This window comes from Trueperaceae bacterium (assembly GCA_023954415.1).
Lineage (GTDB): Bacteria > Deinococcota > Deinococci > Deinococcales > Trueperaceae > JAAYYF01.
Window position 1 is genome coordinate 169,734 of record JAMLIB010000005.1, and the last position, 21,667, is coordinate 191,400.

Annotated in this window: 22 protein-coding genes and 3 tRNA genes; 18 read left to right on the forward strand and 7 right to left on the reverse strand. The window is 71.8% G+C overall.

Going from position 1 to position 21,667, the window contains the following annotated elements:
- Window positions 1-8 precede the first annotated feature (8 nt).
- On the reverse strand, window positions 9-1,178 hold the full coding sequence (locus tag M9914_07875) for an SDR family NAD(P)-dependent oxidoreductase (GenBank protein ID MCO5174098.1): 1,170 nt from the start codon (window positions 1,176-1,178) through the stop codon (window positions 9-11).
- Between the two features lie 99 nt (window positions 1,179-1,277).
- Here M9914_07875 and M9914_07880 point away from each other — a divergent pair, with 99 nt between their 5' ends.
- The 3 genes from M9914_07880 to M9914_07890 all read left to right on the forward strand — a co-directional run bounded on the left by M9914_07880 (window position 1,278) and on the right by M9914_07890 (window position 3,791).
- A complete protein-coding gene (locus tag M9914_07880; protein ID MCO5174099.1) occupies window positions 1,278-1,841 on the forward strand; it encodes a polymer-forming cytoskeletal protein in 564 nt (187 codons plus the stop codon).
- Between the two features lie 116 nt (window positions 1,842-1,957).
- On the forward strand, window positions 1,958-2,848 hold the full coding sequence (accD, locus tag M9914_07885) for an acetyl-CoA carboxylase, carboxyltransferase subunit beta (protein ID MCO5174100.1): 891 nt from the start codon (window positions 1,958-1,960) through the stop codon (window positions 2,846-2,848).
- The gene (locus M9914_07890; GenBank protein MCO5174101.1) at window positions 2,832-3,791 is read left to right on the forward strand and encodes an acetyl-CoA carboxylase carboxyltransferase subunit alpha; all 960 of its coding nucleotides are present in this window, start codon (window positions 2,832-2,834) and stop codon (window positions 3,789-3,791) included. The genes accD and M9914_07890 overlap by 17 nt, the downstream gene beginning before the upstream one ends.
- A 97-nt stretch (window positions 3,792-3,888) precedes the next feature.
- On the opposite strand, the gene rpe is transcribed toward M9914_07890, so the two are convergent.
- Window positions 3,889-4,569 carry a ribulose-phosphate 3-epimerase gene (rpe, locus tag M9914_07895; GenBank protein MCO5174102.1) on the reverse strand — a complete coding sequence of 227 codons (681 nt, stop codon included), beginning with the start codon at window positions 4,567-4,569 and terminating at the stop codon, window positions 3,889-3,891.
- A gap of 95 nt (window positions 4,570-4,664) precedes the next feature.
- Between rpe and M9914_07900 the strand changes: the two genes are divergently transcribed.
- Window positions 4,665-5,540, forward strand: coding sequence for a sulfurtransferase (locus tag M9914_07900; GenBank protein ID MCO5174103.1), 876 nt, complete (start codon window positions 4,665-4,667; stop codon window positions 5,538-5,540).
- Between the two features lie 33 nt (window positions 5,541-5,573).
- On the opposite strand, the gene M9914_07905 is transcribed toward M9914_07900, so the two are convergent.
- On the reverse strand, window positions 5,574-6,887 hold the full coding sequence (locus tag M9914_07905) for an aspartate aminotransferase family protein (protein ID MCO5174104.1): 1,314 nt from the start codon (window positions 6,885-6,887) through the stop codon (window positions 5,574-5,576).
- 194 nt (window positions 6,888-7,081) lie between these two features.
- Here M9914_07905 and M9914_07910 point away from each other — a divergent pair, with 194 nt between their 5' ends.
- Together M9914_07910 and M9914_07915 are read left to right on the forward strand one after the other, a co-directional pair.
- Entirely contained in the window at window positions 7,082-7,783 is a 702-nt protein-coding gene (locus M9914_07910) for a class I SAM-dependent methyltransferase (protein MCO5174105.1), read from the forward strand.
- A 68-nt stretch (window positions 7,784-7,851) separates the two neighbouring features.
- The gene (locus tag M9914_07915; protein MCO5174106.1) at window positions 7,852-8,706 is read left to right on the forward strand and encodes a 3-hydroxyacyl-CoA dehydrogenase family protein; all 855 of its coding nucleotides are present in this window, start codon (window positions 7,852-7,854) and stop codon (window positions 8,704-8,706) included.
- Between the two features lie 144 nt (window positions 8,707-8,850).
- On the opposite strand, the gene M9914_07920 is transcribed toward M9914_07915, so the two are convergent.
- Window positions 8,851-8,924 (reverse strand) — tRNA-Gln (locus tag M9914_07920).
- Window positions 8,925-8,986: 62 nt separating this feature from the next.
- Window positions 8,987-9,060: transfer RNA gene (locus M9914_07925), tRNA-Gln, on the reverse strand.
- A gap of 210 nt (window positions 9,061-9,270) precedes the next feature.
- On the opposite strand from M9914_07925, the gene M9914_07930 reads away from it, so the two are divergent.
- From M9914_07930 to M9914_07975, 10 genes are all read left to right on the forward strand, one after another.
- Window positions 9,271-9,361: transfer RNA gene (locus M9914_07930), tRNA-Ser, on the forward strand.
- Between the two features lie 163 nt (window positions 9,362-9,524).
- Complete coding sequence (upp, locus tag M9914_07935; protein ID MCO5174107.1) at window positions 9,525-10,151, forward strand: uracil phosphoribosyltransferase; 627 nt, start codon at window positions 9,525-9,527, stop codon at window positions 10,149-10,151.
- Between the two features lie 152 nt (window positions 10,152-10,303).
- Window positions 10,304-11,404, forward strand: coding sequence for an undecaprenyl/decaprenyl-phosphate alpha-N-acetylglucosaminyl 1-phosphate transferase (locus tag M9914_07940; protein ID MCO5174108.1), 1,101 nt, complete (start codon window positions 10,304-10,306; stop codon window positions 11,402-11,404).
- The gene (wecB, locus tag M9914_07945; protein MCO5174109.1) at window positions 11,401-12,588 is read left to right on the forward strand and encodes a UDP-N-acetylglucosamine 2-epimerase (non-hydrolyzing); all 1,188 of its coding nucleotides are present in this window, start codon (window positions 11,401-11,403) and stop codon (window positions 12,586-12,588) included. Before M9914_07940 ends, wecB begins: the two co-directional genes overlap by 4 nt.
- Window positions 12,585-13,445 carry a dihydropteroate synthase gene (gene folP, locus M9914_07950; GenBank protein MCO5174110.1) on the forward strand — a complete coding sequence of 287 codons (861 nt, stop codon included), beginning with the start codon at window positions 12,585-12,587 and terminating at the stop codon, window positions 13,443-13,445. The genes wecB and folP overlap by 4 nt, the downstream gene beginning before the upstream one ends.
- On the forward strand, window positions 13,442-14,023 hold the full coding sequence (gene folK / locus M9914_07955) for a 2-amino-4-hydroxy-6-hydroxymethyldihydropteridine diphosphokinase (GenBank protein ID MCO5174111.1): 582 nt from the start codon (window positions 13,442-13,444) through the stop codon (window positions 14,021-14,023). The genes folP and folK overlap by 4 nt, the downstream gene beginning before the upstream one ends.
- A 113-nt stretch (window positions 14,024-14,136) precedes the next feature.
- Complete coding sequence (locus M9914_07960; GenBank protein MCO5174112.1) at window positions 14,137-14,877, forward strand: metallophosphoesterase; 741 nt, start codon at window positions 14,137-14,139, stop codon at window positions 14,875-14,877.
- Window positions 14,874-16,058 carry an acetate/propionate family kinase gene (locus M9914_07965; protein ID MCO5174113.1) on the forward strand — a complete coding sequence of 395 codons (1,185 nt, stop codon included), beginning with the start codon at window positions 14,874-14,876 and terminating at the stop codon, window positions 16,056-16,058. Before M9914_07960 ends, M9914_07965 begins: the two co-directional genes overlap by 4 nt.
- The gene (locus M9914_07970) at window positions 16,059-16,955 is read left to right on the forward strand and encodes an ROK family protein (GenBank protein ID MCO5174114.1); all 897 of its coding nucleotides are present in this window, start codon (window positions 16,059-16,061) and stop codon (window positions 16,953-16,955) included.
- Complete coding sequence (locus tag M9914_07975) at window positions 16,952-17,479, forward strand: DUF5698 domain-containing protein (protein MCO5174115.1); 528 nt, start codon at window positions 16,952-16,954, stop codon at window positions 17,477-17,479. The genes M9914_07970 and M9914_07975 overlap by 4 nt, the downstream gene beginning before the upstream one ends.
- Window positions 17,480-17,482: 3 nt before the next feature.
- On the opposite strand, the gene M9914_07980 is transcribed toward M9914_07975, so the two are convergent.
- Entirely contained in the window at window positions 17,483-18,109 is a 627-nt protein-coding gene (locus M9914_07980; protein ID MCO5174116.1) for a hypothetical protein, read from the reverse strand.
- A 73-nt stretch (window positions 18,110-18,182) separates the two neighbouring features.
- On the opposite strand from M9914_07980, the gene M9914_07985 reads away from it, so the two are divergent.
- Window positions 18,183-19,457 (forward strand): PASTA domain-containing protein, encoded by a 1,275-nt coding sequence (locus M9914_07985; GenBank protein MCO5174117.1) that lies wholly within the window; start codon window positions 18,183-18,185, stop codon window positions 19,455-19,457.
- A gap of 182 nt (window positions 19,458-19,639) precedes the next feature.
- Window positions 19,640-21,343, forward strand: coding sequence for an E3 binding domain-containing protein (locus M9914_07990; GenBank protein ID MCO5174118.1), 1,704 nt, complete (start codon window positions 19,640-19,642; stop codon window positions 21,341-21,343).
- Here the strand turns inward: M9914_07990 and M9914_07995 are convergent.
- Complete coding sequence (locus M9914_07995) at window positions 21,340-21,630, reverse strand: PspC domain-containing protein (protein ID MCO5174119.1); 291 nt, start codon at window positions 21,628-21,630, stop codon at window positions 21,340-21,342. The genes M9914_07990 and M9914_07995 overlap by 4 nt on opposite strands.
- Window positions 21,631-21,667: the final 37 nt, after the last annotated feature.

Sequence of the window (21,667 nt, forward strand, 5' to 3'; positions counted from 1 at the left end):
ACGGCCGATCAGGGGCGCCGACGCACGAGCGGCCACGGCTCGCCCAGGTCGTCGTCCTCGAGCAGGTCGTCGTGGACCGCGCCCTGGAGGCTACGCAGGTCGCCGTAGAGGGCGTTGGCGGACTCGAGGCCGGACAACGTCGTGGCCCCGTCCTCGGCCACCAGGTGGCGGAGGGCCGGACCGTCTGGCAGGCCGAGGTCGGCGGCCCAGTCGTCGAAATAGTCGAGCGCGCCGTCTTCCAGGTCGTCCTCGAGGCCCGCCCCCTCGTCGTCCAACTCGTCGAGCGTCACGGCGGAGGCCGGCCGTCTCAGGCCGGGGGCGGACTGCAACGCCGTGGCGTCGAGGCCAAGGTCCTCCGACGCCAGCTCGTCGGAGTCGAGGTCCGCGGGCTCGGAGTCGTCCAGCCCGCCGTCGTCGACCGCGAGGCCGTCCGGCTCGGTGGCTTCCTCCCAGCCGGGCCACCGCTCCTCGTCGCTCTGGCGCACGGACGTGTCCAGCGCGGCCCGGACCTCGGGGAGCAGGTTCTCGGCGATGCGCGGAGGCTGCGGGAGCTCGACGGCCACGGACTGGCCGCTAACGCCCGCCGACTCCTGCGAGCCGAGGAAGCGCACGGCCCTCACCAGGGCTTGGTCGTGCCGCGGGTCGGAGGACGCGCGCGACGGCGTGACCAGGTTCACGCGCGGATAGGCGAAGCGTTGCCTGAACCCCTCGACCAGCTCCCTCAAGGCGCCCTGGACCGCGCGCATCTGCACGGAGCCTTCCACCGGCGGCGCGACGATCACGACCCAACCGCTGCCCAGGAGGCGAGAAGCGGCCTTGAGGATCAGGTAGCTCGAGCGGACGTCCTCGGCCATGAGCTCGAAGAACTCGCCCTCGGCGAGGTCCTCGAAGGGCGTCGTGCTCACCTGGGCGGCCAGATGAACGACGCCGCCGATGGTGCCGAAGATCTCCATCACCTTGTGGTAGGCGGAGAGTACGTCCATCTGCGTGGTCGTGTCCGTCTGGATGGGGATGGCCTGGCCGCCCAGCTCCTCGACCTCCGCGGCCGTCTTGGCCGCGAGATCGACGTCGCTGTCGGCACATACGACGTGGTAGCCGGAGCGCCCGTACGCGAGGGCGACGGCCCGACCGAAGCCGGTACCGACGTTAGTCACCAACACGACCCGGGTGCTCTCCATTCCCGTAGGATACGACGCACCAAGGGCACCCTCAACTAGCGCACGCTACCCCTGAGGTCGCGGACGCTGCCCCTTGAGGCCGGCGCAAGGAGGTCTAGGATGTTCAGGCGACGCAAGGAAGAAGCGGGGGCCAAGCCTCCCCCCGAGCCGTTCACGTACGTACACCGCGACACCGTCCTGACGGGCGACGTGGAGGCGAAGGGCCGGGTGCGGGTCCACGGCACCGTGCGCGGCGACCTCAGGGTGGCGGGTGTGCTCGAGGTGGCGCAGTCCGGCCTCGTCGAGGCGGCGAGCCTTGAGGCCGACGAGATCAAGGTCATCGGGAAGGTCGTGGCGAAGCTGGTCGTCGCGCGCGGCAAGGTCGAGGTCTGGAAGGGCGGGGAGCTCGTCGGCGACGTGCGGGCTGCGGCCCTGGACATCGAGGACGGCGCTCGGTTCACGGGGAGGAGCGAGATGATCGCGCCCGCCCAAGCGGCCATGGCCGAGGCGCCGGAGGACGTCGCCGAGGCGCGAGCCGACCCCGGGGCGCATCACGGCGGGGAGGCAGGGGCCAAGGGCGAGGCGGCTACCCGCGTCTCTGCCCATCCCACGGCCGTCGAGCACGCGCACGCCAGGGGCGCTTCGAGGGCGCAGGACCCGGTCACGGAGGCCGACCTGCTCTAGTTCGGACGGCCTCGGACGGCGTTCATGCCCGGTCGGGGCGCGGCGGCTGCTATCATGCGGCGTGCCAAGACGTCTCGACACGCCCTTGGTGCTACGTGCGCGAGAGGTGAGCGGCCGTGGCGCTTGAGCGTTGGTTCCGCAGGAATCGCCCCAGCAAGAAGGAGGACGACAACAGTCCCGCCGGCCTGTGGCTCAAGTGCGACAGCTGCGGCGCGCAGATCTACCGCAAGGACCTGGTCGCCAACTCCTACGTCTGTCCCGAGTGCTCTCATCATCACCGCGTGCCGGCCGACGCGCGCGTCGCCATGCTGGCCGACGATGGCACCTTCGAACGTTGGTCCGGCCTCATAGAGGCGCAGGACGCCCTCGAGTTCGTGGATACCCAGGCTTATCCGGAGCGCTTGAGCAAGGCGCGCCAGAAGGTCGGGCGCCCGGACGCCATCCTGACGGGGGGAGCGCTCCTCGACGGCCAGCCGGTCGCGCTCGTCGTCATGGACTTCTCGTTCCTCGGCGGCTCGATGGGCTCCGTCGTCGGCGAGGAGATCGCGTCCGCCACCGAACGGGCGGCCGCCGAGGGCAGGACACTCATAGCCGTCACGTCCTCCGGCGGTGCGCGCATGCAGGAAGGCGCCCTCTCGCTCATGCAGATGGCCAAGACGACCGTGGCGCTCGAGGCGCTCGCGCGGGCGCGCCTCCCGTACGTCAGCGTCCTCACCGACCCGACCACGGGCGGGGTCACCGCATCCTTCGCCACCCTTGGCGACGTGATCTTCGCGGAGCCCGGCGCGCTCATCTCCTTCGCCGGACCCCGCGTCATCCAGCAGACGATCCGCCAGGACCTCCCGGCCGGCTTCCAGCGCTCCGAGTTCCTGTTACAGAAGGGCATGGTCGACGACGTCGTCGACCGGCGCGAGCTGAAGGCGCGGATCGCGAGCGTCGTCGTGCTGCTGCGCTCCGGCCTGCGGCAGCCGGAGGAGGAGGGGGCCCTGCGTGTCGCTGCCCTTTGAGAAGCCCATCGAGGACCTCGAGGCGAAGATCCACGACATGCGGGCCTACGCCGCCGAGCAGGAGATCGACCTCGCGAGCGAGGTCGAAGCCCTCCAGGACCGGCTCGACCGCCTCAAGCGCGATACCTACGAGAACCTGACGCGCTGGCAGCGGGTGCAGGTCGCCCGCGCTGCGGGCAGGCCGACCGGCCTCGACTACCTCCAACGGACGTTCGACGACTTCACCGAGCTGCACGGCGACAGGACGCTGGGCGACGACCCGGCGGTGGTGACGGGCCTGGCCCGCCTGGCAGGCACGAGCGTGATCGTGATAGCCCAGCAGAAGGGGCGCGACACGAAGGAGAACATCCATCGCAACTTCGGCATGAGCCACCCGAGCGGCTACCGCAAGGCCATGCGCATGTTCGACCTGGCGGACAAGTTCAGGCTCCCGGTCATCGCCCTGATAGACACGCCGGGCGCGTACCCCGGGTTGGCGGCCGAAGAGCAGGGCCAGGCGTGGGTCATCGCCGAGAGCATCAGGCGCATGAGCCAGCTGACGGTGCCGGCCATCAGCGTCGTCATCGGCGAGGGGGGTTCCGGCGGCGCGCTGGCCATAGGCGTCGCCAACCGTGTGCTCATCCTGGAGAACGCCATCTACTCCGTGATCAGCCCGGAGTCGTGCGCAGCCATCTTGTGGCGCGACGCGGGCGAGGCGGAGAAGGCCGCGGAGGCTCTGCGCCTCACGGCCCGTGACCTCATCGCGCTCGAGATCGTCGACCGCGTCGTGGACGAGCCCCTCGGCGGCGCGCACAACGACCCGGACGGCGCCATGGCGCTCGTCAAGCAGGCCCTCGTCGAGGAGCTCGCGTTCCTCGCGTCCATGTCGCCGGAACAGTTGCTGGAGTCGCGTTACAAGCGCTTCCGCGTGCTCGGGCGCTTCCAGGCAGTCGCCGCCGCCTAGGCGCCGGTCGCCGCTCGGGTTCGTTGCCGCCTAGGTCCGGGCCGCCCATGAGAGCCGGTCGTGGGTTGGGCGCCGGTCGCCGCTCGGTCGCCGCCGCCTACGCGCCGGTCTCGTTCGGCTGACTCAGCGCCGCGCGCAACGCGGCGAGGTTCTCGCTCACCGTGCCGTGGCCGTACACCGCGCTCCCGGCCACCAGTACGTCCGCGCCGGCGGCGACCACGCCGGGGGCCGTCTTGGTGGTGATGCCGCCGTCGACCTCGACGAGGCAGTTGGGGTTGACGCGATCGCGCATGCGCCGCGCGGCCTCGACGCGCGCGACGGAGCCGGGGATGAACGGCTGGCCGCCGAAGCCGGGGTTGACGCTCATGACCAACACCAGGTCCAGGTACGGCAGGGCGAGCTCGACCACGTCCAGCGGCGTGAGCGGGTTGACGGCCAGCCCCGCCTTGGCGCCGGCTTGGCGCACCTCCGTGAGGACGCCGTGGAGGTGCGGCGTGGCCTCGGCGTGCACCGTGAGGAAGTCGGCGCCCGCGTCCACGAAGTCCGCCACGTAACGCTCGGGCCGCGAGATCATCAGGTGAACGTCGAGCGGGAGTTGGGTCGAGCGCTTGAGGGACGCGACGACGGCGGGCCCGAAGGTGATGTTGGGCACGAAATGGCCGTCCATCACGTCGACGTGGATGAGGTCGGCGCCGCCGGCTTCGGCCGCGGCCGAAGCCTCGCCGAGGCGCGAGAAGTCCGCCGAGAGGATCGAGGGGGCGATGAGGACCTTCGCCATCGTCAAAGAGTATAGCTCCGGGGTCGGGGCGGCCTGCGCCGCCTGGGAGCACGTCAGGCGGGCTCCGCGCAGTTAGCATGCGGCGGGAGGCACGCATGAGTAACGATCCGCAAGGCTACGCGCACCCCGAGGTGCTGGTCGACACCGCCTGGCTGGACGCTCACAAGAGCGACGCGGGCTTACGCGTCTTCGAGGTCGACGAGGACGTGCTGCTTTACGAGGAGGGCCACGTGCCGGGGGCCCTCAAGCTCGACTGGCTGACCGAGCTGCAGCGCCCGGACGTCCGCGACTTCATCGGACCCGAAGGGTTCGCTACCCTCATGGAGGCGAAGGGGGTGAGCAACGACACGACGGTCGTCCTGTACGGCGACAAGTCCAACTGGTGGGCGGCGTACGCGTTCTGGTTCTTCAAGTACAACGGTCACCAGGACGTGCGTCTGATGAACGGCGGGCGCCAGAAGTGGGTGGAGGAGGGCCGCACGCTGACGTCCGAGGTCCCCGCCGTGCCCGCCGGCCGGTACCGCGTGGCGTACCGGGACGCCTCCATCCGCGCCTTCGCTCCGGACGTCATCAAGCACCTGCTGGTCGTGGCCGACGGCAAGGGCGCGCTGGTCGACGTCCGCAGCGAGGCCGAGTATACGGGCGAGAAGCTGCACATGCCCGACTACCCGCAGGAAGGTGCACTGCGCGGCGGGCATATCCCTGGGGCCGTCAACGTCCCGTGGGCGCGAGCCGCCAACCAGGACGGCACGTTCAAGAGCCCGTCCGAGCTGCGCTCCGTGTACGACGGTGCCGGCGTGGCAGCGGGGGAGCCCATCGTCGCGTACTGCCGCATAGCGGAGCGCTCGAGCCACACCTGGTTCGTCCTCAAGTACCTGCTCGGCTACCCCGACGTGCGCAACTACGACGGCTCCTGGACCGAGTGGGGGAACATGGTCGGGGTACCGATCAACCGCGGGCGCGAGCCTTAGGGGCCGCCCCGGCCGGGGGCCGGTGACCCGCGATCAGGCGGGCACCGGCTCGCCGACTACCTTCGCCACTGCCGCCTCGATGATGCGCAGGCCCGCGTCCAGCTCCGCCTCGCTCATCGTGAGGGGCGGCAGCAGGCGGATGTTGTTGCCGTACGTGCCGGTCGACAGCAGGATGAGACCCTGTTCGCGGGTCTCGTCGACGATGGCGTCGACGGTGCGCGCGTCTGGGGTGCGGCCGTCCTCGCCGACGAACTCGAGGCCAAGCATGATGCCGAGGCCACGCACGTCGCCGATGTTGGGGAAGCGGGCCTTGAGTGCCTCCAGGCGCGGGCGGGCGATCTCCCCGAGCCTCGCGGCGTGGTCGGCGACGCGGTCCTCCGCGAACACGTCGAGCGTCGCCAGTGCGGCGGCGCACGCGGTCGGGTTGCCGCCGAAGGTCGTGCCGAGCATGCCCGGGTCGAGGGCGTCCATGATGTGCGCCTTGCCGACGGCCGCGGCGATGGGGAACCCGGAGCCGAGGCCCTTGGCCACGGCCACCAGGTCCGGCTCGAGCCCGTGATGCTCGACCGCCCACATCTTGCCCGTGCGGCCGACGCCGGCCTGGACCTCATCGTCGATCCAGAGGGCGCCGATCTCGTCGGCGTACTTACGCAGGCCCGCGAGGAAGTTGGCCGGCGCCGGGATGAACCCGCCCTCGCCCGCGACGGGCTCGATGATGAACGCCGCCACCTCGCTCTCCCCGATGGAGTACTTGACCTGGTTCTTGAGCGCCCTCAGGGCGGCCTCGCCGGTCTCCTCGGGGGTCTTGGCGCCCCACGGGTTGCGGAAGTGATAGGGGTACTCGGCGCGGTAGACCTCGCCGGCGCGCATGACGAAGCCCGTCTTGTACGGCTTCGCCTTGTTCGTCAGGGACATGGCCATGTAGGTCCGGCCGTGGAAGGCCTGGGTGAAGGCCACGATGCCGGCGCGCTTGGTGTAGGCGCGCGCGATCTTCACCGTGTTCTCGACGGCTTCCGCCCCCGAGTTGACGAGGAACGACTTCTTGGGCGTGGGGCCGGGGGCGCTGGCGTTGAGCCTCTCGGCGAGCTCGACGTACGACGGGTGCATGCCGACGGCGAAGCACAGGTGCTGGAACTCGGCGGCGGCCTGCTGAACGGCCGCCACCACGCGCGGGTGCGAATGCCCCAGGTTCATGACCGCGATGCCGCTGGAGAAGTCGAGGTACTTCTTCCCGTCCGCGTCCCACACGTAGCTGCCCTTGGCGCGCACCGGGTAGAAGGGGTGCACGCTCTGGGCGGCCGGCGTGACGGCCGCGCGTCGCCGCGCTGCTAGCTCCTTGTTGCTCATCTTCGATCCTCCCTCGGGTCCGGCTTGCGATGCTTAGGTGGCTGGGCTTACTCCCGAACGCATCTAAGGCGAGCGGCTCGCGGTTGTTTGGAATCGTAGCCGTATACGCCCGGATTCCAACGAATCGTAGCATGAGAGCCTTACGGGTGTCAGCAACGCGAGCACCGGGGCGCGGCCGCTGTAGCATCGGGCCGATGACGGTGCGGCGGCTACCTGACGCGGGCGGCGGTGCGACCCTCGAAGCGACGCCCGACGGCCTCGCCCTCAGGACGCCGGCCGGGCTCATCGTGCGCGCGGCGGCCGAGCACCTGGCCGGACCGCGGTTCCAGGGCCGCGACCTCCTCGCCAGGGCCACGTTCGCGCGCGCGGGTGCCGACCCGGTCAGCGTGATCGACGCCACCGCCGGCCTGGGCGCCGATGGGTTCCACCTCGCGGCCTTGGGCCACCACGTGACCCTGCTCGAACGCGAGCCCATCTTCCATGCCCTCCTGGCCGACGCGCTCGAGCGGGCGCTCGCGGGCGCGCTCGGGACGCGGGCCGAGGCCGCCGCCCGGCGGCTGACGCTGCACCTGGTAGACGCGCGCGCCTACCTCGCTGCCGCCGAGCGAGCGCAGGTCGTGTACCTCGACCCGATGTTCCCCGAGCGCGGCAAGGCGGCTCTGCCCGGGAAGGCCATGGCGCTCTTCAGGGAGCGGCTTGGGCCGCACGACTTGGGTGACGCCGAGGAGACGGAGCTCCTGCTCGCGGCCCGCCGCAACGCGGCGCGCCGCGTCGTGGTGAAGCGCCCCCTGCGTGCTCCGCCCCTCGGCGGGGTGGCCCCGAGCGGGGCGTTGAGCGGCAACACCGTGCGCTTCGACCTCTACGCCGCGCTGGTCCCGGGCGCCGAGCGCGGGTGAAGATGGGGTCGGTAGCGCGCCGCGCCCGCCGTGCGGGCGGCGGTCGGCTAGAGAGAGGTGAGGTCGCGATGGGATCAGACTACGACGCGCGTCAGGCAGGACCGCACGCCCCCAAGAAGGTCGCGGTGCTGGGCGCCGGCACGATGGGCGGCGGCATCGCCACCAGCTTGCTCATCGGGGGCCACACGGTCGGCCTCTTCGATACCAGGGCGGAGGCGCTGAGCGCGGCGGCCGCGCGCGCGGCCAAGCGGGCGGCGGAGGCGGTAGCCGCAGGCAAGCTGACGACCACGAGCGACCTCGCCGAGGCGGTGGCCGGCGCGGACTTCGTCATCGAGGCCGTCCCGGAACTCCTCGAGCTGAAGCGCGACCTCTTCGCCAGCGTCGGCGCGTTGGCGCCCGACCACGCGGTGCTGGCCACCAATACGAGCGAGCTGTCCGTCACCGCCATAGCCGCCGCCACGCAGCGCCCAGCGAGCGTCGTCGGCATGCACTGGTTCAACCCGCCGGAGCGCATGGCGCTCGTCGAGGTCGTGCGCGCCGCGCAGACGTCGGAGGCGACCCTGGCCGCCACGCTCGCGCTGGCGGCGAGCTGCGGGAAGGAGACGGTCGTCGTCGAGGACCGTCAAGGGTTCGTGACCACGAGGGCCGTCGCCGCACTCTTGCTCGAGGGGGTGCGGATGCTGGAGGAAGGCGTGGCGGCGCCCAAGGACATCGACAAGGCGGTAAGACTCGGCCTCAACCACCCGATGGGCCCGCTCGAGCTCGCGGACCTCATCGGGCTCGACACGGTGCTGCTGATCGCGGACTCGCTCAAGGACGCGCTGGGCGAGCGCTTCCTCGCCCCGCAGACGCTGCGCAAGCTCGTCGAAGCCGGTCGCCTCGGCCGCAAGTCCGGGCGCGGGTTCTACGAGTACGGCGGCTAGCCTCGAGGCACCCCGGTAGTCGGGAGGGCGACGGCAGCCGCAAGGCGGCGCGGGGAGCGCCTGCGACGGAGGGCGGTCGAGGACCTGGGCCGCACCGCGAGCCCGGGGGGCGGATAGGGAACGCCTCCCGTGAGGGAGGCGTCGTGGCTGGCCCACAGAGATTCGAACTCCGACCGACCGGACCAAAACCGGGTGTCCTGCCATTAGACGATGGGCCATCGTCGCGGTTGCCCTACGCGCCTGGCGTGCGCTTCGAGGGTGTGCAGCCCCGAGCAGCGGTTGGCTGGCCCACTAGGATTCGAACCTAGACCGACGGAACCAGAATCCGTTGTCCTGCCATTAGACGATGGGCCAACATGGCGGCCCGAGGCGCATCTGGGAGTGTATGAGACACGGCCTGACGCGTCAAGGGAGGCCGGCTCGCCTCGCAACGCGACACCCGATCCCCGGGACGGTGCCGAGCGCGGGCGTGTGCCTGGCGCGCGACCCGCCCCGCGCTTCCCGCGCTTACGGTATACTTCGCGAGCTTGGCATGCCGGGCCGCGCGCCCGCGCGCCGCACGTTGGAGAGGTGCCAGAGTGGTTGAATGGGACGGTCTCGAAAACCGTTGTGTGGCTCCGCTGCACCGTGGGTTCGAATCCCACCCTCTCCGCCACGTCACGGCCGCCCTATAGGGCGGCCGTTCGCTTGCGCCCATGGACCGGCCCGTTCGACGCCGTGACCGGACCGCCACCGCCGGCCGGTCCGCTCAGCCACCGCCGGCTCAACGCAGCCGGTCGAGCGCTCGAAGCCGAGCCGCCGCGAAAGGAACTACGAAGATGGCCGTCACGGTAGTCGACCACCCGCTCGTCCAGCACAAGCTCTCCATACTGCGCGACAAGGACACGAGCGTCAGGGAGTTCAGGGCGCTCTGCCAGGAGCTCACGATGCTGATGGCCTTCGAGGCCATGCGTGACCTCGAGCTGGAGGACGCGACGGTGGAGACGCCGGTCGCCCTGGCCCACGTCAAGCGCCTGGCGGGCAAGAAGCTCGCCCTCATCGGCATCCTGCGCGCCGGCCTCGTGATGGTGGACGGCATCCTCGCGCTCATGCCGACCGCGCGCGTCGGCCACATCGGTCTCTACCGCGATCCGGACACCCTCAAGCCCGTCCAGTACTACTCCAAGCTGCCGAGCGACGTGGGCGAGCGCGACGTCTTCCTCCTCGACCCGATGCTCGCCACGGGCGGCAGCGCCGCCGCCGCCATCCAGGTGCTCAAGGAGAAGGGCGCCACGCGCATCAGGCTCCTCTGCATCATCGCCGCGCCCGAGGGGATCAAGACCGTCACCGACGCCCACCCGGACATCGATATCATCGTGGCCGCCCGCGACGAGCGCCTCAACGACCACGGCTACATCGTGCCGGGGCTCGGCGACGCCGGCGACCGCCTGTACGGCACGCGCTGACCGAGGCCCGAGGAGGCGCCGCTCGGCCGTCATGATGCCCGCTGTGGCGTCGCGGGAGCCGCCCACAACCGGCAGGAGCGTCGAGCGCATGTAGTCCTGCCTTCGTTCAGCACACTCATGAGGCCCTTACCGCCCTCATTAGAATGGTTGACGTGCGCGGCACCCTCCTCCTCTTCCTACCCCTGGTCATCACGGCCTTCGTCGTCGCCTTCGGCGCCGTCATCTGGCTCGTACCGCGCGTGCGGGCGTTCGCGGTGCGCATAGGCGCCGTCCAGGTCGGCGGCAGCGCGCACGGCGGTGGCGTGCGCCAACACGACGGGCGGGTCCCCAACATCGGCGGCATCGCCATCCTCGCGGGCTTCCTCGTCGCCGTGCTGGCGGGCAGCCTCGTCGCGCCGCAGCTCATCGACGACTTCCGTGTCGAGCTCCTCGCCATCGCCCTGGGCGGCGCGCTCATGACGCTGGTGGGCTTCATCGACGACATGTGGGAGGTACCGCCGCCCCTGCGGCTCGCCACCCAGGTGGTCGCGGCCGGCATCCTGGTCGTCAACGGCGTGCGCATCGGCTTCGTCACGGACTACTTCGGGGCCGGCACGTTCCTGTTCATCCCGGAGACGCTCTCCGTGCTCGTCACGATCCTGTGGGTGGTCGGGTTCACGAACGCCTTCAACTTCATCGACGGCCTCGACGGCCTCTCCTCGGGCATCGCGGCCATCTCGAGCATGAGCCTGCTGGCCGTGGCCGTCCAGTTCGACGACCGGGGCGGCGCCGTCCTGCTCCTCGCCGCGCTCGCCGGGTCCGCCCTCGCGTTCCTGCGCTACAACTTCGGCCCGGCCACCATCACGATGGGCGACTCCGGCGCCTACCTGCTCGGCTACGTCCTCGCGGCCGTCAGCGTCCTCGGCGCGTTGAAGGTCACGGCGGCCATCTCCGTCGTCGCGCCGATCCTCGTCCTCGCCCTGCCCGTCGTGAACATCACCCAGGTAACGCTCCGGCGCCTGCGGCGCGGCAGCTCGCCGGCACTGGCAAGCAACGACCACATCCACGACATCATCCGGGCGCGCTCGGGCTCGAAGCGCTTCACGGTCGTGCTCCTATGGACGGCGACCCTGATCCTCGGGGTGGTCGGCATGCTCCTCTCGAGCACGCCGCCCGTCCTCACCCTGCTCACCCTCATCGTCACGGTCGTCGCCATCGCCGCCGTCTCGCTGCTGCGCCTGGCGGAGGTACGTCGCGCCGGGTCGCACGCGTGACCGGCGCCGGAACCGACGACGGATCCGAGCGGCTGAGCACACCCGGCGGGCGCGCGCCGCGCGTGGTCGCCGCCTTCGGCACCCGCCCCGAGGCCAACAAGATGGCCCCCGTCGTAGCCGCGCTCGCACGCACGCCCGGCATCGAGCCACTGACGCTCGTGACGGGCCAGCACCGCGAGCAACTGGCGAGCTCGCTCGCCGCCTTCGGGCTGACCCCCGACGCCGACCTCGACGTCATGACAGAACGCCAGACGTTGGCCGGGCTGTTCGCCCGCATCGTGCCGGCCGCCGCCGCCGAGCTGGAACGCCTCCGGGCCGACTACGTGCTCGTGCACGGCGACACGACCACGACGTTCGCCGTGGCGCTGGCCGCGCACCTCGTCGGCGTGCCGGTAGCGCACGTCGAGGCCGGACTGCGCTCGTTCGACCTGTCCCAGCCTTTCCCGGAGGAAGCGAACCGCCGCCTGACCGACGTCATCACGGACCTCGACCTGCCCCCGACCGACCTCGCCAAGCGCAACCTGCTCGCCGAGGGCAAGAGCGAGCGGCGCATGGTCGTGACCGGCAACACGGCCGTCGACGCCGTGCAGCACATGCGCAAGAGCGCCAAGCTCCCGGAGCGCCTCGGGGCCGGCCCCTTCGTGGCCGTGACCATGCATAGGCGGGAGAACCTCCCGGTGATGGCCGGGCTGGCCGCCGCCGTGGCCGCCGTGGCCAAGGCCAACCCTGACCGCCTCTTCGTCTACCCGGTCCACCTCAACCCGGCCGTCAGGGAGGCCGTCACGCCGGCACTCTCGGGCCTGCCCAACGTGGTGCTCGACGAGCCTTACGACTACGACGCCATGTTGGCCCTGTTGGCCGCCGCCGACCTCATCGTCACCGACTCCGGCGGGCTGCAGGAGGAGGGCGCGGCGCTCGGCGTGCCGGTCGCCGTGCTGCGCAACGTCACCGAACGCCCCGAAGGCGTGGCTGCCGGCGTCCTGCGGCTGCTCGGCAACGAACCGGCCGCCGTCAGGGCCGGCCTGGAGGAGCTGCTCGCCGATGCGCGCGCGCTCGCCGCCATGCGCTCCAAGCCTAACCCTTACGGCGACGGGCGTGCCGGGGAGCGGATCGCCCAGGCGGTCGCGTGGCGCTTCGGGCTCGGTCTGCGCCCCCGGGACTGGGTCTACGCGGGCCGGTCATGACCGGCGGCGCTCCGCACCGGCTGCCCTTCCGCCGCCCCCTGCCCGACGGCTCCACCGCGCTCGAGTGGCGCGGCGCCGCCCTGATGGGCATCGTCAACGTCACCCCGGACAGCTTCAGTGACGCCGGTGAGACCTTCGCCGCCGAGGCGGCCGTGGCCGCCGGCCTGCGCCTGCGCGAGGAGGGCGCCCTCATCCTCGACGTCGGCGGCGAGTCGACGCGGCCCGGCGCCCTCCCAGTCAGCCCGGAGGAGGAGGCGCGCCGCGTCCTGCCCGTCGTCGCCGAGCTCGTCGCGGCCGGCGCCGTCGTCAGCATCGACACGCGCAAGGCCGAGGTCGCCGCCGCCGCCCTGGCCGCGGGCGCGGCGATCGTCAACGACGTCGGCGGCCTGCGCGACCCCGCCATGCTCGCCGTCTGCGCCGCTGCCGGCGCACCGGTGGTGATCATGCACATGCAGGGCGAGCCGCGCACCATGCAGGCGGCGCCGGCGTACGCCGACGTCGTCGCGGAGGTCGAAGAGCTCCTGCTGCGCCGGGCACGCCTTGCCGAGGCGGCCGGCCTGCCGGGGGTCGTGCTCGATCCCGGCATCGGCTTCGGCAAGGACCTGGGGCACAACCTGGCGCTCCTGCGCGCCACGCCGCGGTTGGCGGGCCTCGGCCATCCGCTCATGGTCGGCGCGTCGCGCAAGGCGTTCATCGGGCGCCTGGCCGGGGGAGTCGGCCCGGGGTCGCGCCTGCCCGGCACGCTCGCCGCGCACCTGGCGGCGGCGGCGGGCGGGGCGGCGCTGCTGCGCGTGCACGACGTCGCGGCGCATGCCCAGGCCCTCGCCGTGGCGGCGGCCGTGGCGGAGGGCAAGTGAGCCCCGAGCGCGACGAGCGGGAGGCGACGACCGTCGGGACCCCTCGGAGCGTTCGGGGGCAGGGCTCGCCGACCCGCTGGGGAGCCGCACGCGCCTACGTGGCGTTGGGGGCCAACCTCGGCGACCCGGCCGCTCAGTTCGGGCGGGCCGCGCGCGCCTTGGCCGACCTGGCCCCGGTCGTGGGCCGCTCCAGGCTCTACTCCGGGCCGGCCGTCGGCGGCCCGAGCGGCCAACCGCCATACCTCAACGCGGTCCTGGCGCTCGACGCGCGCGCTTACGTCGGCAGGGAGGCCGACCTCCTCGCCGCGCTCCTCGAAGTGGAGCACGACCTTGGGCGCGTGCGGCGGGAACGCTGGGGCCCGCGCGTCATCGACCTCGACCTCCTGAGCGTCGGCGGGAGCGTCGTCCAGGGCCCGACGTTGAGGCTGCCCCACCCCCGCCTCGAGGAGCGTGCCTTCGTGCTCGCGCCGCTCCTGGACCTGGACCCGGAGTGGCGCCACCCGCTGAGCGGCCGACGCGCCGCCGACGCGCTCGCCAAGCTGCCCGCTACGCTCGAACCGAACCCTTCCGCTTGGTGAGCGGCACGAAGCACACGGGCGAGCCGGGGGACGCCGCGTGCGCCAGCGGAGGCCGACCGGACGCGCACCCGCAAGGAGCCGAGGGTCCTGGCGCTGGGTACACTGGGCGACCGATGCGACTGTTCGCCATCGCCGATCCCCACCTGTCGCGCGCCGTGCCGAAGCCGATGGACATCTTCGGCCCCGGCTGGCAGGGTCACCCCGCCGCCTTCTTCGACGGTTGGCGCCGGACGGTGGGGGAGGACGACCTCGTGCTCGTGCCCGGCGACATCTCCTGGGCCATGCGGTTCGAGGACGCCATGCTCGACCTGCGTGACCTCGCGGAGCTGCCGGGCCGGAAGGTGCTCCTGCGCGGCAACCACGACTACTGGTGGCCCTCCATCAGCCGCCTCCGCCGCGAGCTGCCCCGGGGGATGTGGGCGGTCCAGAACGACGCCGTGGCGGTCGGTGGGGCGGTCGTGTCCGGCACGCGCGGCTGGGTCTGTCCGGGCAGTCACGGCTTCACGGCGGAGGACCAACGCATCTACGACCGGGAGGTCGAACGCTTGCGGCTCTCGCTTGCGCACGCGGCCAAGCTGGAGGGTGCGTACCGCGTCGTGATGCTCCACTTCCCGCCGACGAACGCGCGCCTCGAGCCCTCGGAGCTGACCGACCTGATCCTGGCCGCCAAGCCGGACGCGCTCGTGTTCGGGCACGTGCACGGCGAGGAGCCGCAAGGCATCCTCCCGCGGCTGGGCGACGTGAACGTGCACTTCGTGGCGGCGGACGCGCTGCGGTTCGAACCGAAGCTCATCGCGGAGCTGCCGCGCTCGGGCACCGACGTCGGTGTCGCGGGCGCCGGGAGCGCGGCGTGAGCGGCACGGGTGCCTGGCCGACGGGGCGGCAGGTGCTCGTAGTCAACGCCGGCAGCTCGAGCCTGAAGATGAAGCTCTTCCCCCAAGGGGCGGCGTTGCTGGTGGAGCGCATCGGCGGCGCGACGGCCGCGAAGGCGACGTTCACGCTGCTCGAGCCGCCGCGGCTGGGAGACCACGCCGCGGCCTTCGCCTTCGCCCTCGGCGTCTTCTCCCGGGGGGTTGCCGGCTTCGCCCCCGCCGCCGTCGGTCACCGCGTCGTCCACGGCGGCACGCGCTTCGTCGCCCCCACGCTCGTCACGCCCGAGGTCGAGGTCGAGATCGACCGCTTGAGCCGCCTGGCCCCGCTTCACAACCCCGGGAACCTCGCCGCCCTGCGCGCCGCGCTCGCCGCCCTGCCGGGCGTGCCGCAGGTGGCCGTGTTCGATACGGCCTTCCACGCCACCCTGCCGCCCCGCGCCTACCTGTACGGCCTCCCGCTCGCCTACGCGCAAGACGGCGTGAGGCGCTACGGCTTCCACGGACCGAGCCACGACTTCGTGTCGCGCCGCGCCGGCGAGCTCCTAGGGCGCGACCGCTCCGAGCTGCGCATCGTCACCCTCCACCTCGGCAACGGCGCCAGCGCCGCGGCGGTCGATCACGGCCGGTCGGTCGACACGACCATGGGCTTCACGCCGATGGAGGGGCTGCTCATGGGCACCAGGAGCGGAGACATCGACCCCGGCGTGGTGCTCTACCTGCTGCGTGAGGGCCTGAGCGTCGACGAGGTGGACGACCTGCTCAACGAGGGCTCCGGCCTGAAAGGCATGTCGGGGGTCTCGAACGACGTCAGGGACGTGAGCGCCGCTGCGGCGGCCGGTGGCGAGGGCGCGGCGGCGGCGCTGGACGTGTTCGCCTACCGCGTGCGCAAGGTCGTGGGCGCCTACGCGGCGGTGCTCGGCGGGTTGGACGCCGTCGTGTTCACGGGCGGCATCGGCGAGAACTCCGCCGCCCTGCGCGGAGCCGCGCTCGCCGGGCTAGAGTTCCTCGGTGTCACGGTTGACGAGGCGAGGAACGCGCGCGGCGAGACGACCATCAGCGCCGAGGGTGCCCGCGTCGCCGTGCTGGTGGTACCGACGGACGAGGAACTGATGATCGCGGACGCTGCGGCTACGGTCCTGCGCGCTTCGCACGAGGAGAGTTGAATGGTCACGCTAGGTCTGGACTTGGGAGGAACGAAGATCCTCGCCGCGATCGTCGACGAGGGCAGGGTGATCGATCACGTGCGGGTCGACACGCCGCAGACGGGCTTCGTCGACGTCGTGGCGGCCCTCGCCTGGAGCGCCCGCGAGCTGCTGAGCCATGGGCACGCGGTGGCCGGCGTCGGCATAGGCTCGCCTGGGCCGCTCGACAAGGCCAGGCGCAAGGTCCTCTTCGCCCCCAACATCGCCGGCATGCAGGACGCGCCTCTGGTGGCCGAGCTCGAGCGTTCGCTCGCCATGCGCGTCGTCCTCGAGAACGACGCTAACGCCGCCGGCTACGCCGAGCACCGCTACGGCGCCGCCAAGGACCTCGAGTCGAGCGTCTACGTCACCGTCTCGACCGGCATAGGCGGTGGCCTGTTCATCGGCGACCGGGTGATCAGGGGCGCCAACGGCCTGGCGGGCGAGATCGGCCACATGACCATGATGGTCGGGGGTCCGATGGGCGGCGACGGGCATACGGGCAGCCTGGAGGCGCTGGCGGCCGGGCGCTCGATGGCCAGGGACGCCTCCTACGCCTACGGCGCGGAGATGGGCACGCGCGAGCTGTTCGAGCGCGCGCGCTCCGGCGAGCCCAAGGCGCTCGGCATCGTCGACAACGCGGCCCTCTTCACGGGCATCGGGCTGGCCAACCTCGTCAAGGTCTTCGACCCGGAAGGCTTCGTGATAGGCGGCGGTCTCGCCGAGGTCGGGGAGTTCTACTTGAGCAGGATAGAGGCGGCCGCCGTGCGCTACCTGGAGGGCTACCCTTCGCCCGTCTTCCGCACCGCGCTCCTCGGCGGCGAGGCCGGCGTGATCGGGGCCGCCGCCGTGGCGGCCGCGGAGCTCGCCGAGGCGTGAGCGAGCTCGTCGCCCTCCTCCTGCCCGCGCTGCTGATCTTCTGCCTGCGCATCGTCGACGTCTCGCTCGGCACCCTGCGGATCGGCTTCCTCGTGCGCGGCCAGAGGCGCCTCGCGGGGCTCTTCGGCTTCTTCGAGTCGCTCGTGTGGCTCGTCGCGGCCGCGCAGGTGCTCTCCAACCTCGACTCGCCCGTGAAGTTCGTCGCCTACGCCGCCGGTTATGCGACGGGCACCATGCTGGGCGTGAGCATCGAGCGGTGGCTGGCCATCGGCGAGTCGATCATGCGCGTCGTCACCCCCGTAGACAGCCCGGCCATCGAGGACCAGCTGCGCCAGGCCGGCTACTACGTGACCGTGCTCAACGCGCGGGGCCGCGACGGCGACGTGCGCGTGTCGTTCTCCGTGATCCCCCGCCGCAAGATCCCGGAACTGCTCAAGCTGCTCGACTCGGTCAACCCATCCGCGTTCGTCACCTTCGAGAACACCACGCCCGTGCGCCTGGCCGCCGGCAGGCTGCGCAAGTAGCGCTCAGGCCGGGCGCAGGCGCGTCAAGCGCCCGTTCGCGTCCGACCACGCCTTCACCGCAGCGCCTAGGGCAGCGGAGGCGCGGCGTGAGAGGTCGGCGGCCGGCCGCTCCGAACCGGGGGTGAGGAGCACGGGGCGCGCCTCGATGCCGTAGGCGCCGGTCGTGGCCAGCCTGCTCGAGACGGCGTCGACGCGCCAGTCGTCCTGGAAGAGGGCCTTGACGGCGAGCAAGGCCCCGCGGCGGTTGGACGCTTCGCGCCCGCCGGCAGCGCCCGGCCTCCGCACGACGGTCTGGCCCGTCCAGGACAAGGAGTCGTAGACGAGGTCCACCCATTCGTCGAGCAGGTAGTGCTGCGCTATCAGAGGCACGGCCTCCTCCTCGGCCTCCTCCAGGACGTCCTCGTCCGGGTCGAGCGGGTCCAGCCCCCGGAACAGGGGCGACAGCTTCGCCGGCAGGTTGTTGAGGCTGTAGAACCGTGCCTCGAACGTCGCCGGCAAGACGATGCCGTGCCACCTGATATCGGCTTCGGCGAGCCGCGCGAGGCTCGCCAGCTCCCACTCCGCCGCGAGCTCGGTCTCCGAGAGGTGGGCCAAGGAGCCCGTGCCCAGGTACGCGTGTCCGCCATGCATGCGTCATGTTAGCGCCGTGCGCGACGCATCGCGGCGGTCCGATCCGCGTCCGGGGCCGTGGTAGAGTCCCCGCGTGAGCCGCGCCATCGTGAAGGGGAGCAGCACCGGCGGCCGCGGGTCGGTAGTGCGGCTGGTCTTGGCCGCGGCCGTCTTCCTACTGGTCGTCGTGGCGGTCGTGCTCGACGCGGGCCGCTACTTCGCCGTCGAGGAGCAGGTCCTGCCCGACCTCGTCGGCATGCCCTTCGACCAGGCCGCGCGCCTGCTCCGCAGCCAAGGGTTCGATCCCGTCACGTTCGTCGAGCACGTCGAGGGCGCGCCTGCCGACGCCGTCACCTCCCAGTCCCCCGAACCCGGCACGGTCGTCAAGCGCCTGCGCTCGATCCACCTGGGCGTCAACACTCCGCCCGCCGCCGCGGTGCTCCCCGACATGCTCGGCATGCTCGAACCCGCCGCCAAGGCGCGCGCAGCCGAACTCAACTTGCCCCTCGGCCTCATCCAGTACCAGCCCAGCGACAGGCCTGCCGGCACCGTCATAGCGCAGGAGCCGCCAGGCGGCCTGCGCCTCGCCGAAGGGGCGTCCATCGCGCTCGTCGTGAGCAGTGGCCCGGAACGACAGTCGGTCACCCTTCCCGACCTGGTAGGGACGGACGTCGACGAGGCCGTGCAGCAACTGGCGCGGCTGGGTTTCGGCAGGGTAGAGGCGTTGCCGTCCGGGGTCTCCTTCTCGCAGCCCCGCGTCGTCGTGGCGATGCATCCCGCCGCGGGCGAGGTCGTTCCGCCCGGTACGCCCGTGCTGCTGAGCTACTCGCTGTCCACCGCCAACGTCGTGCAGGTGCCCGACGTCATCGGCCAACCCCAGTGGCAGGCGCAGCTCGCGATCGGAGCGGCGCAGCTGCGTGTCGGCCAGATCACCTTCGTGCAGGACCCCGAGCGGCCCGAGGGCGTCGTGGACGTGCGCCCCACGGGTTACACGGCCCCGGGCACGCCCGTGTTCCTCACCGTCAACGGCACGCCGTCCGGCGGCCTCGTGCCGGACTTCACCCTGCCGGACGCGACCGGCCCGACCGACATCGGTGGCGGTACCGACCCCTCCGGCGGCGAGACGGTCGGCGACGGGAGCCGGCTGGTGCCGTTCACGTTCGACCCGACCAACATGGGTGTGAAACGGCTCCTGGAGCAGCCTTACAGCCTGAAGCTGATAGTGAACGACGACAGGGGCGAGCGCGTCGTCTTCGACCGCCGTGTCGGAGCCGGGCAGAGCGTGGTCACGTCCGTGGCCATCTACGGCCAGGAAGCCATGCTCCAGACTTACGTCGACGACGTCTTCTTCCAAGCGTGGCGCCCGTGAGCGACGGCGGCGCTGCCCACCGGGCGGCCCGGCGCGGGAGTGGCAAATTGCCGGAACGGTCGGGGAGGGCGGCGGGCTATACTCGGAGCCATCTTCGTGCTCCCCCTAGTGACCAGCATGCGCTCGCACACGCGCAGGTCGCCTGCCGCAGTCACCGGTGACACCGCCCAGGAGGAACGCTCGTGAGCGAACCTGAGATCGCAAGACTCGCCAGGAACCTGGCAGAGCAGAACAACGTGGACTGGCGTCGCCTCAGCGGCACGGGCCCGGGAGGACTCATCCTCGAGCGCGACGTGCTCGACTACCTCGCGCGCGTCATGGCTGGCGAGGAGGCTCTCGATCCGACACCGGAGCCGCTCCCCGAGGGCATGGACGAATGGCCTGAGGTACACGCCGACTCCGTCGGCAACTACTCCCGGTCCGCTGGGCAGCCGACCTACGCCGACCCGGACGCCGCGCCCCTTCAGCCGGCGACCGAGGATGCCGACTACCTGGCCGAGCTGGACGAGGACGTGTTCCTGTTCGACGACGACGAGGACGACACGCCCGTACCGACCGAAGGCGCCGCCCTGGACGAGGACGCTCCGGACGAAGACGCCTTGGATGGAGAGTCTGCTGCCGACGCGTACGCCTACCAGCCCGAGGCCCAGGCGCCGGCGGACGGCTCGTTCGGGGTCGAAGACGACGCGCGGCTGGCCGCGGACGACGACCTGCTGTTGGTGTCCGACGAGCCGCTGCCGGAGCCGGAGGCGACCGCGAGCGGCGGGTGGAGCGAGGGGTCCGGCTCCGACGCGCTCGACGAACCGGTCGGTTCCGTCAGGGCCGACGACTACGTAGGCACGACCGGAACCACGTGGCAAGAGGACGCCTTGAGCTTCGACGCGGAGCCGACCGACCGACCGGATGAGGACCTGAGCGACCTCTGGGACACGAGCGCCGCAAGCGCGGACGACGAGCCCGTAGTGGAGCCGGCCCTCCCGGCGTTCGACACCGACGCGACCGCGGTCGTGGGCGCCACCGGGTTCGAGGACGACACACCCACCTGGGCGACCTCGGTGGAGCCGGAAGACGCGGAGGAGGACCGCGAGCCGAGCGGTCTCACAGTGGCGGGCGTCGCGCCGTTCGGCGCTGCGGTCGGTGAGGCTCACGAGCCCTCCGGCGGTGCCGGTTGGGAGGCAGCGGAGGTCGTCGAGGACGAGTTCGTCGCGTTCGGAGCGGCCCTGGACGGGGGCGATGAGCGTGCGGCGGAGGACGCCTACTCACCGCCCGCCTTCGAACCGGCCGAGCCGGACCCCGTAACACGGCCCGTCGAGGCCCCGGCGTTCGCGCCGCATGCCGCCGAGTCAGGCGCGACCCTCCGCTACGGAGAGTTGCCCCTCGCGCGCACCCCGCACCTGCTGCGCCGCAACGTCGACGTCAGCGCCCTCGCGGCCGCTCAGCTCGCTGCCGGCCTGGAGCTCGGCGGCGACGAACCGCTGAGCGCCGCCCCCTTCCTACTGCGCGCCGTCGCCAAGGCCGCCCAGGACGCCGGCCTTGTCAGCGGCCAGGTCGCGCTGGCGGAGATGGCCGGCGCCGTGAGGCTCAGGCGTGTCGACGACGCGGCCACGCGCCCGTTCGTAGACCTGGTGGCGGAGCTGGCGGGCTCGGGGGCGGAGGAGGACGAGGTCGCGCTGGCGGTCGTCGACCTAAGCGGTCTCGACGTCGACGAGGCGGTCCTCGACCTCGACGTGCCGGCCGTGACCCTCGGGCGGTTCCTGTACGACAGCGACAGCGGCGACTACCGGAGCACCCTGGCCCTCACGGGCGCGCTGCCCATCGCTCAAGGCGCGCGCCTGCTCGCGCGCGTCGACGAGCTCCTGGCGTCTCCCGTCAGGCTGCTCGTCTAGCCGTTGGCTTGCTTGGCAGGGATGAGCCACCAGAGCAATAGGTAGCCGACGGCAGTCATCCCCAGCGAGGGGAGGGCGCTGAAGGCATATACGATGCGCACCGTGCTAGGAGCGACGCCGACGAACTCGGCGATGCCGCCGCAGACACCGCCAAGCACGCGGTGCGTGCGGCTGCGCCGCAACGCCCGATCGGTGGCGGGGCGCCGCCCCCTGCGCTCGTCGTGGAGGAGGGCGTCAGGTCGGGCCTGCGCCGCGGTGCTATCGAGCCGACTGCCTGACGTCGTCATGGCGCGAGTATAAGCGCGCGCGGGGTAGCCTGAGGGA

What these genes read in the sequence shown, in the direction of transcription:
- M9914_07995 (MCO5174119.1), bottom strand. Translation starts at nt 21,630, where the DNA reads ATGACGACGTCAGGCAGTCGGCTCGATAGCACCGCGGCGCAGGCCCGA.
- M9914_07970 (MCO5174114.1), top strand. Translation starts at nt 16,059, where the DNA reads ATGGTCACGCTAGGTCTGGACTTGGGAGGAACGAAGATCCTCGCCGCG.
- upp (MCO5174107.1), top strand. Translation starts at nt 9,525, where the DNA reads ATGGCCGTCACGGTAGTCGACCACCCGCTCGTCCAGCACAAGCTCTCC.
- M9914_07900 (MCO5174103.1), top strand. Translation starts at nt 4,665, where the DNA reads ATGAGTAACGATCCGCAAGGCTACGCGCACCCCGAGGTGCTGGTCGAC.
- M9914_07960 (MCO5174112.1), top strand. Translation starts at nt 14,137, where the DNA reads ATGCGACTGTTCGCCATCGCCGATCCCCACCTGTCGCGCGCCGTGCCG.
- M9914_07880 (MCO5174099.1), top strand. Translation starts at nt 1,278, where the DNA reads ATGTTCAGGCGACGCAAGGAAGAAGCGGGGGCCAAGCCTCCCCCCGAG.
- M9914_07980 (MCO5174116.1), bottom strand. Translation starts at nt 18,109, where the DNA reads ATGCATGGCGGACACGCGTACCTGGGCACGGGCTCCTTGGCCCACCTC.
- folP (MCO5174110.1), top strand. Translation starts at nt 12,585, where the DNA reads ATGACCGGCGGCGCTCCGCACCGGCTGCCCTTCCGCCGCCCCCTGCCC.
- rpe (MCO5174102.1), bottom strand. Translation starts at nt 4,569, where the DNA reads ATGGCGAAGGTCCTCATCGCCCCCTCGATCCTCTCGGCGGACTTCTCG.
- M9914_07915 (MCO5174106.1), top strand. Translation starts at nt 7,852, where the DNA reads ATGGGATCAGACTACGACGCGCGTCAGGCAGGACCGCACGCCCCCAAG.
- M9914_07905 (MCO5174104.1), bottom strand. Translation starts at nt 6,887, where the DNA reads ATGAGCAACAAGGAGCTAGCAGCGCGGCGACGCGCGGCCGTCACGCCG.
- M9914_07910 (MCO5174105.1), top strand. Translation starts at nt 7,082, where the DNA reads ATGACGGTGCGGCGGCTACCTGACGCGGGCGGCGGTGCGACCCTCGAA.
- M9914_07875 (MCO5174098.1), bottom strand. Translation starts at nt 1,178, where the DNA reads ATGGAGAGCACCCGGGTCGTGTTGGTGACTAACGTCGGTACCGGCTTC.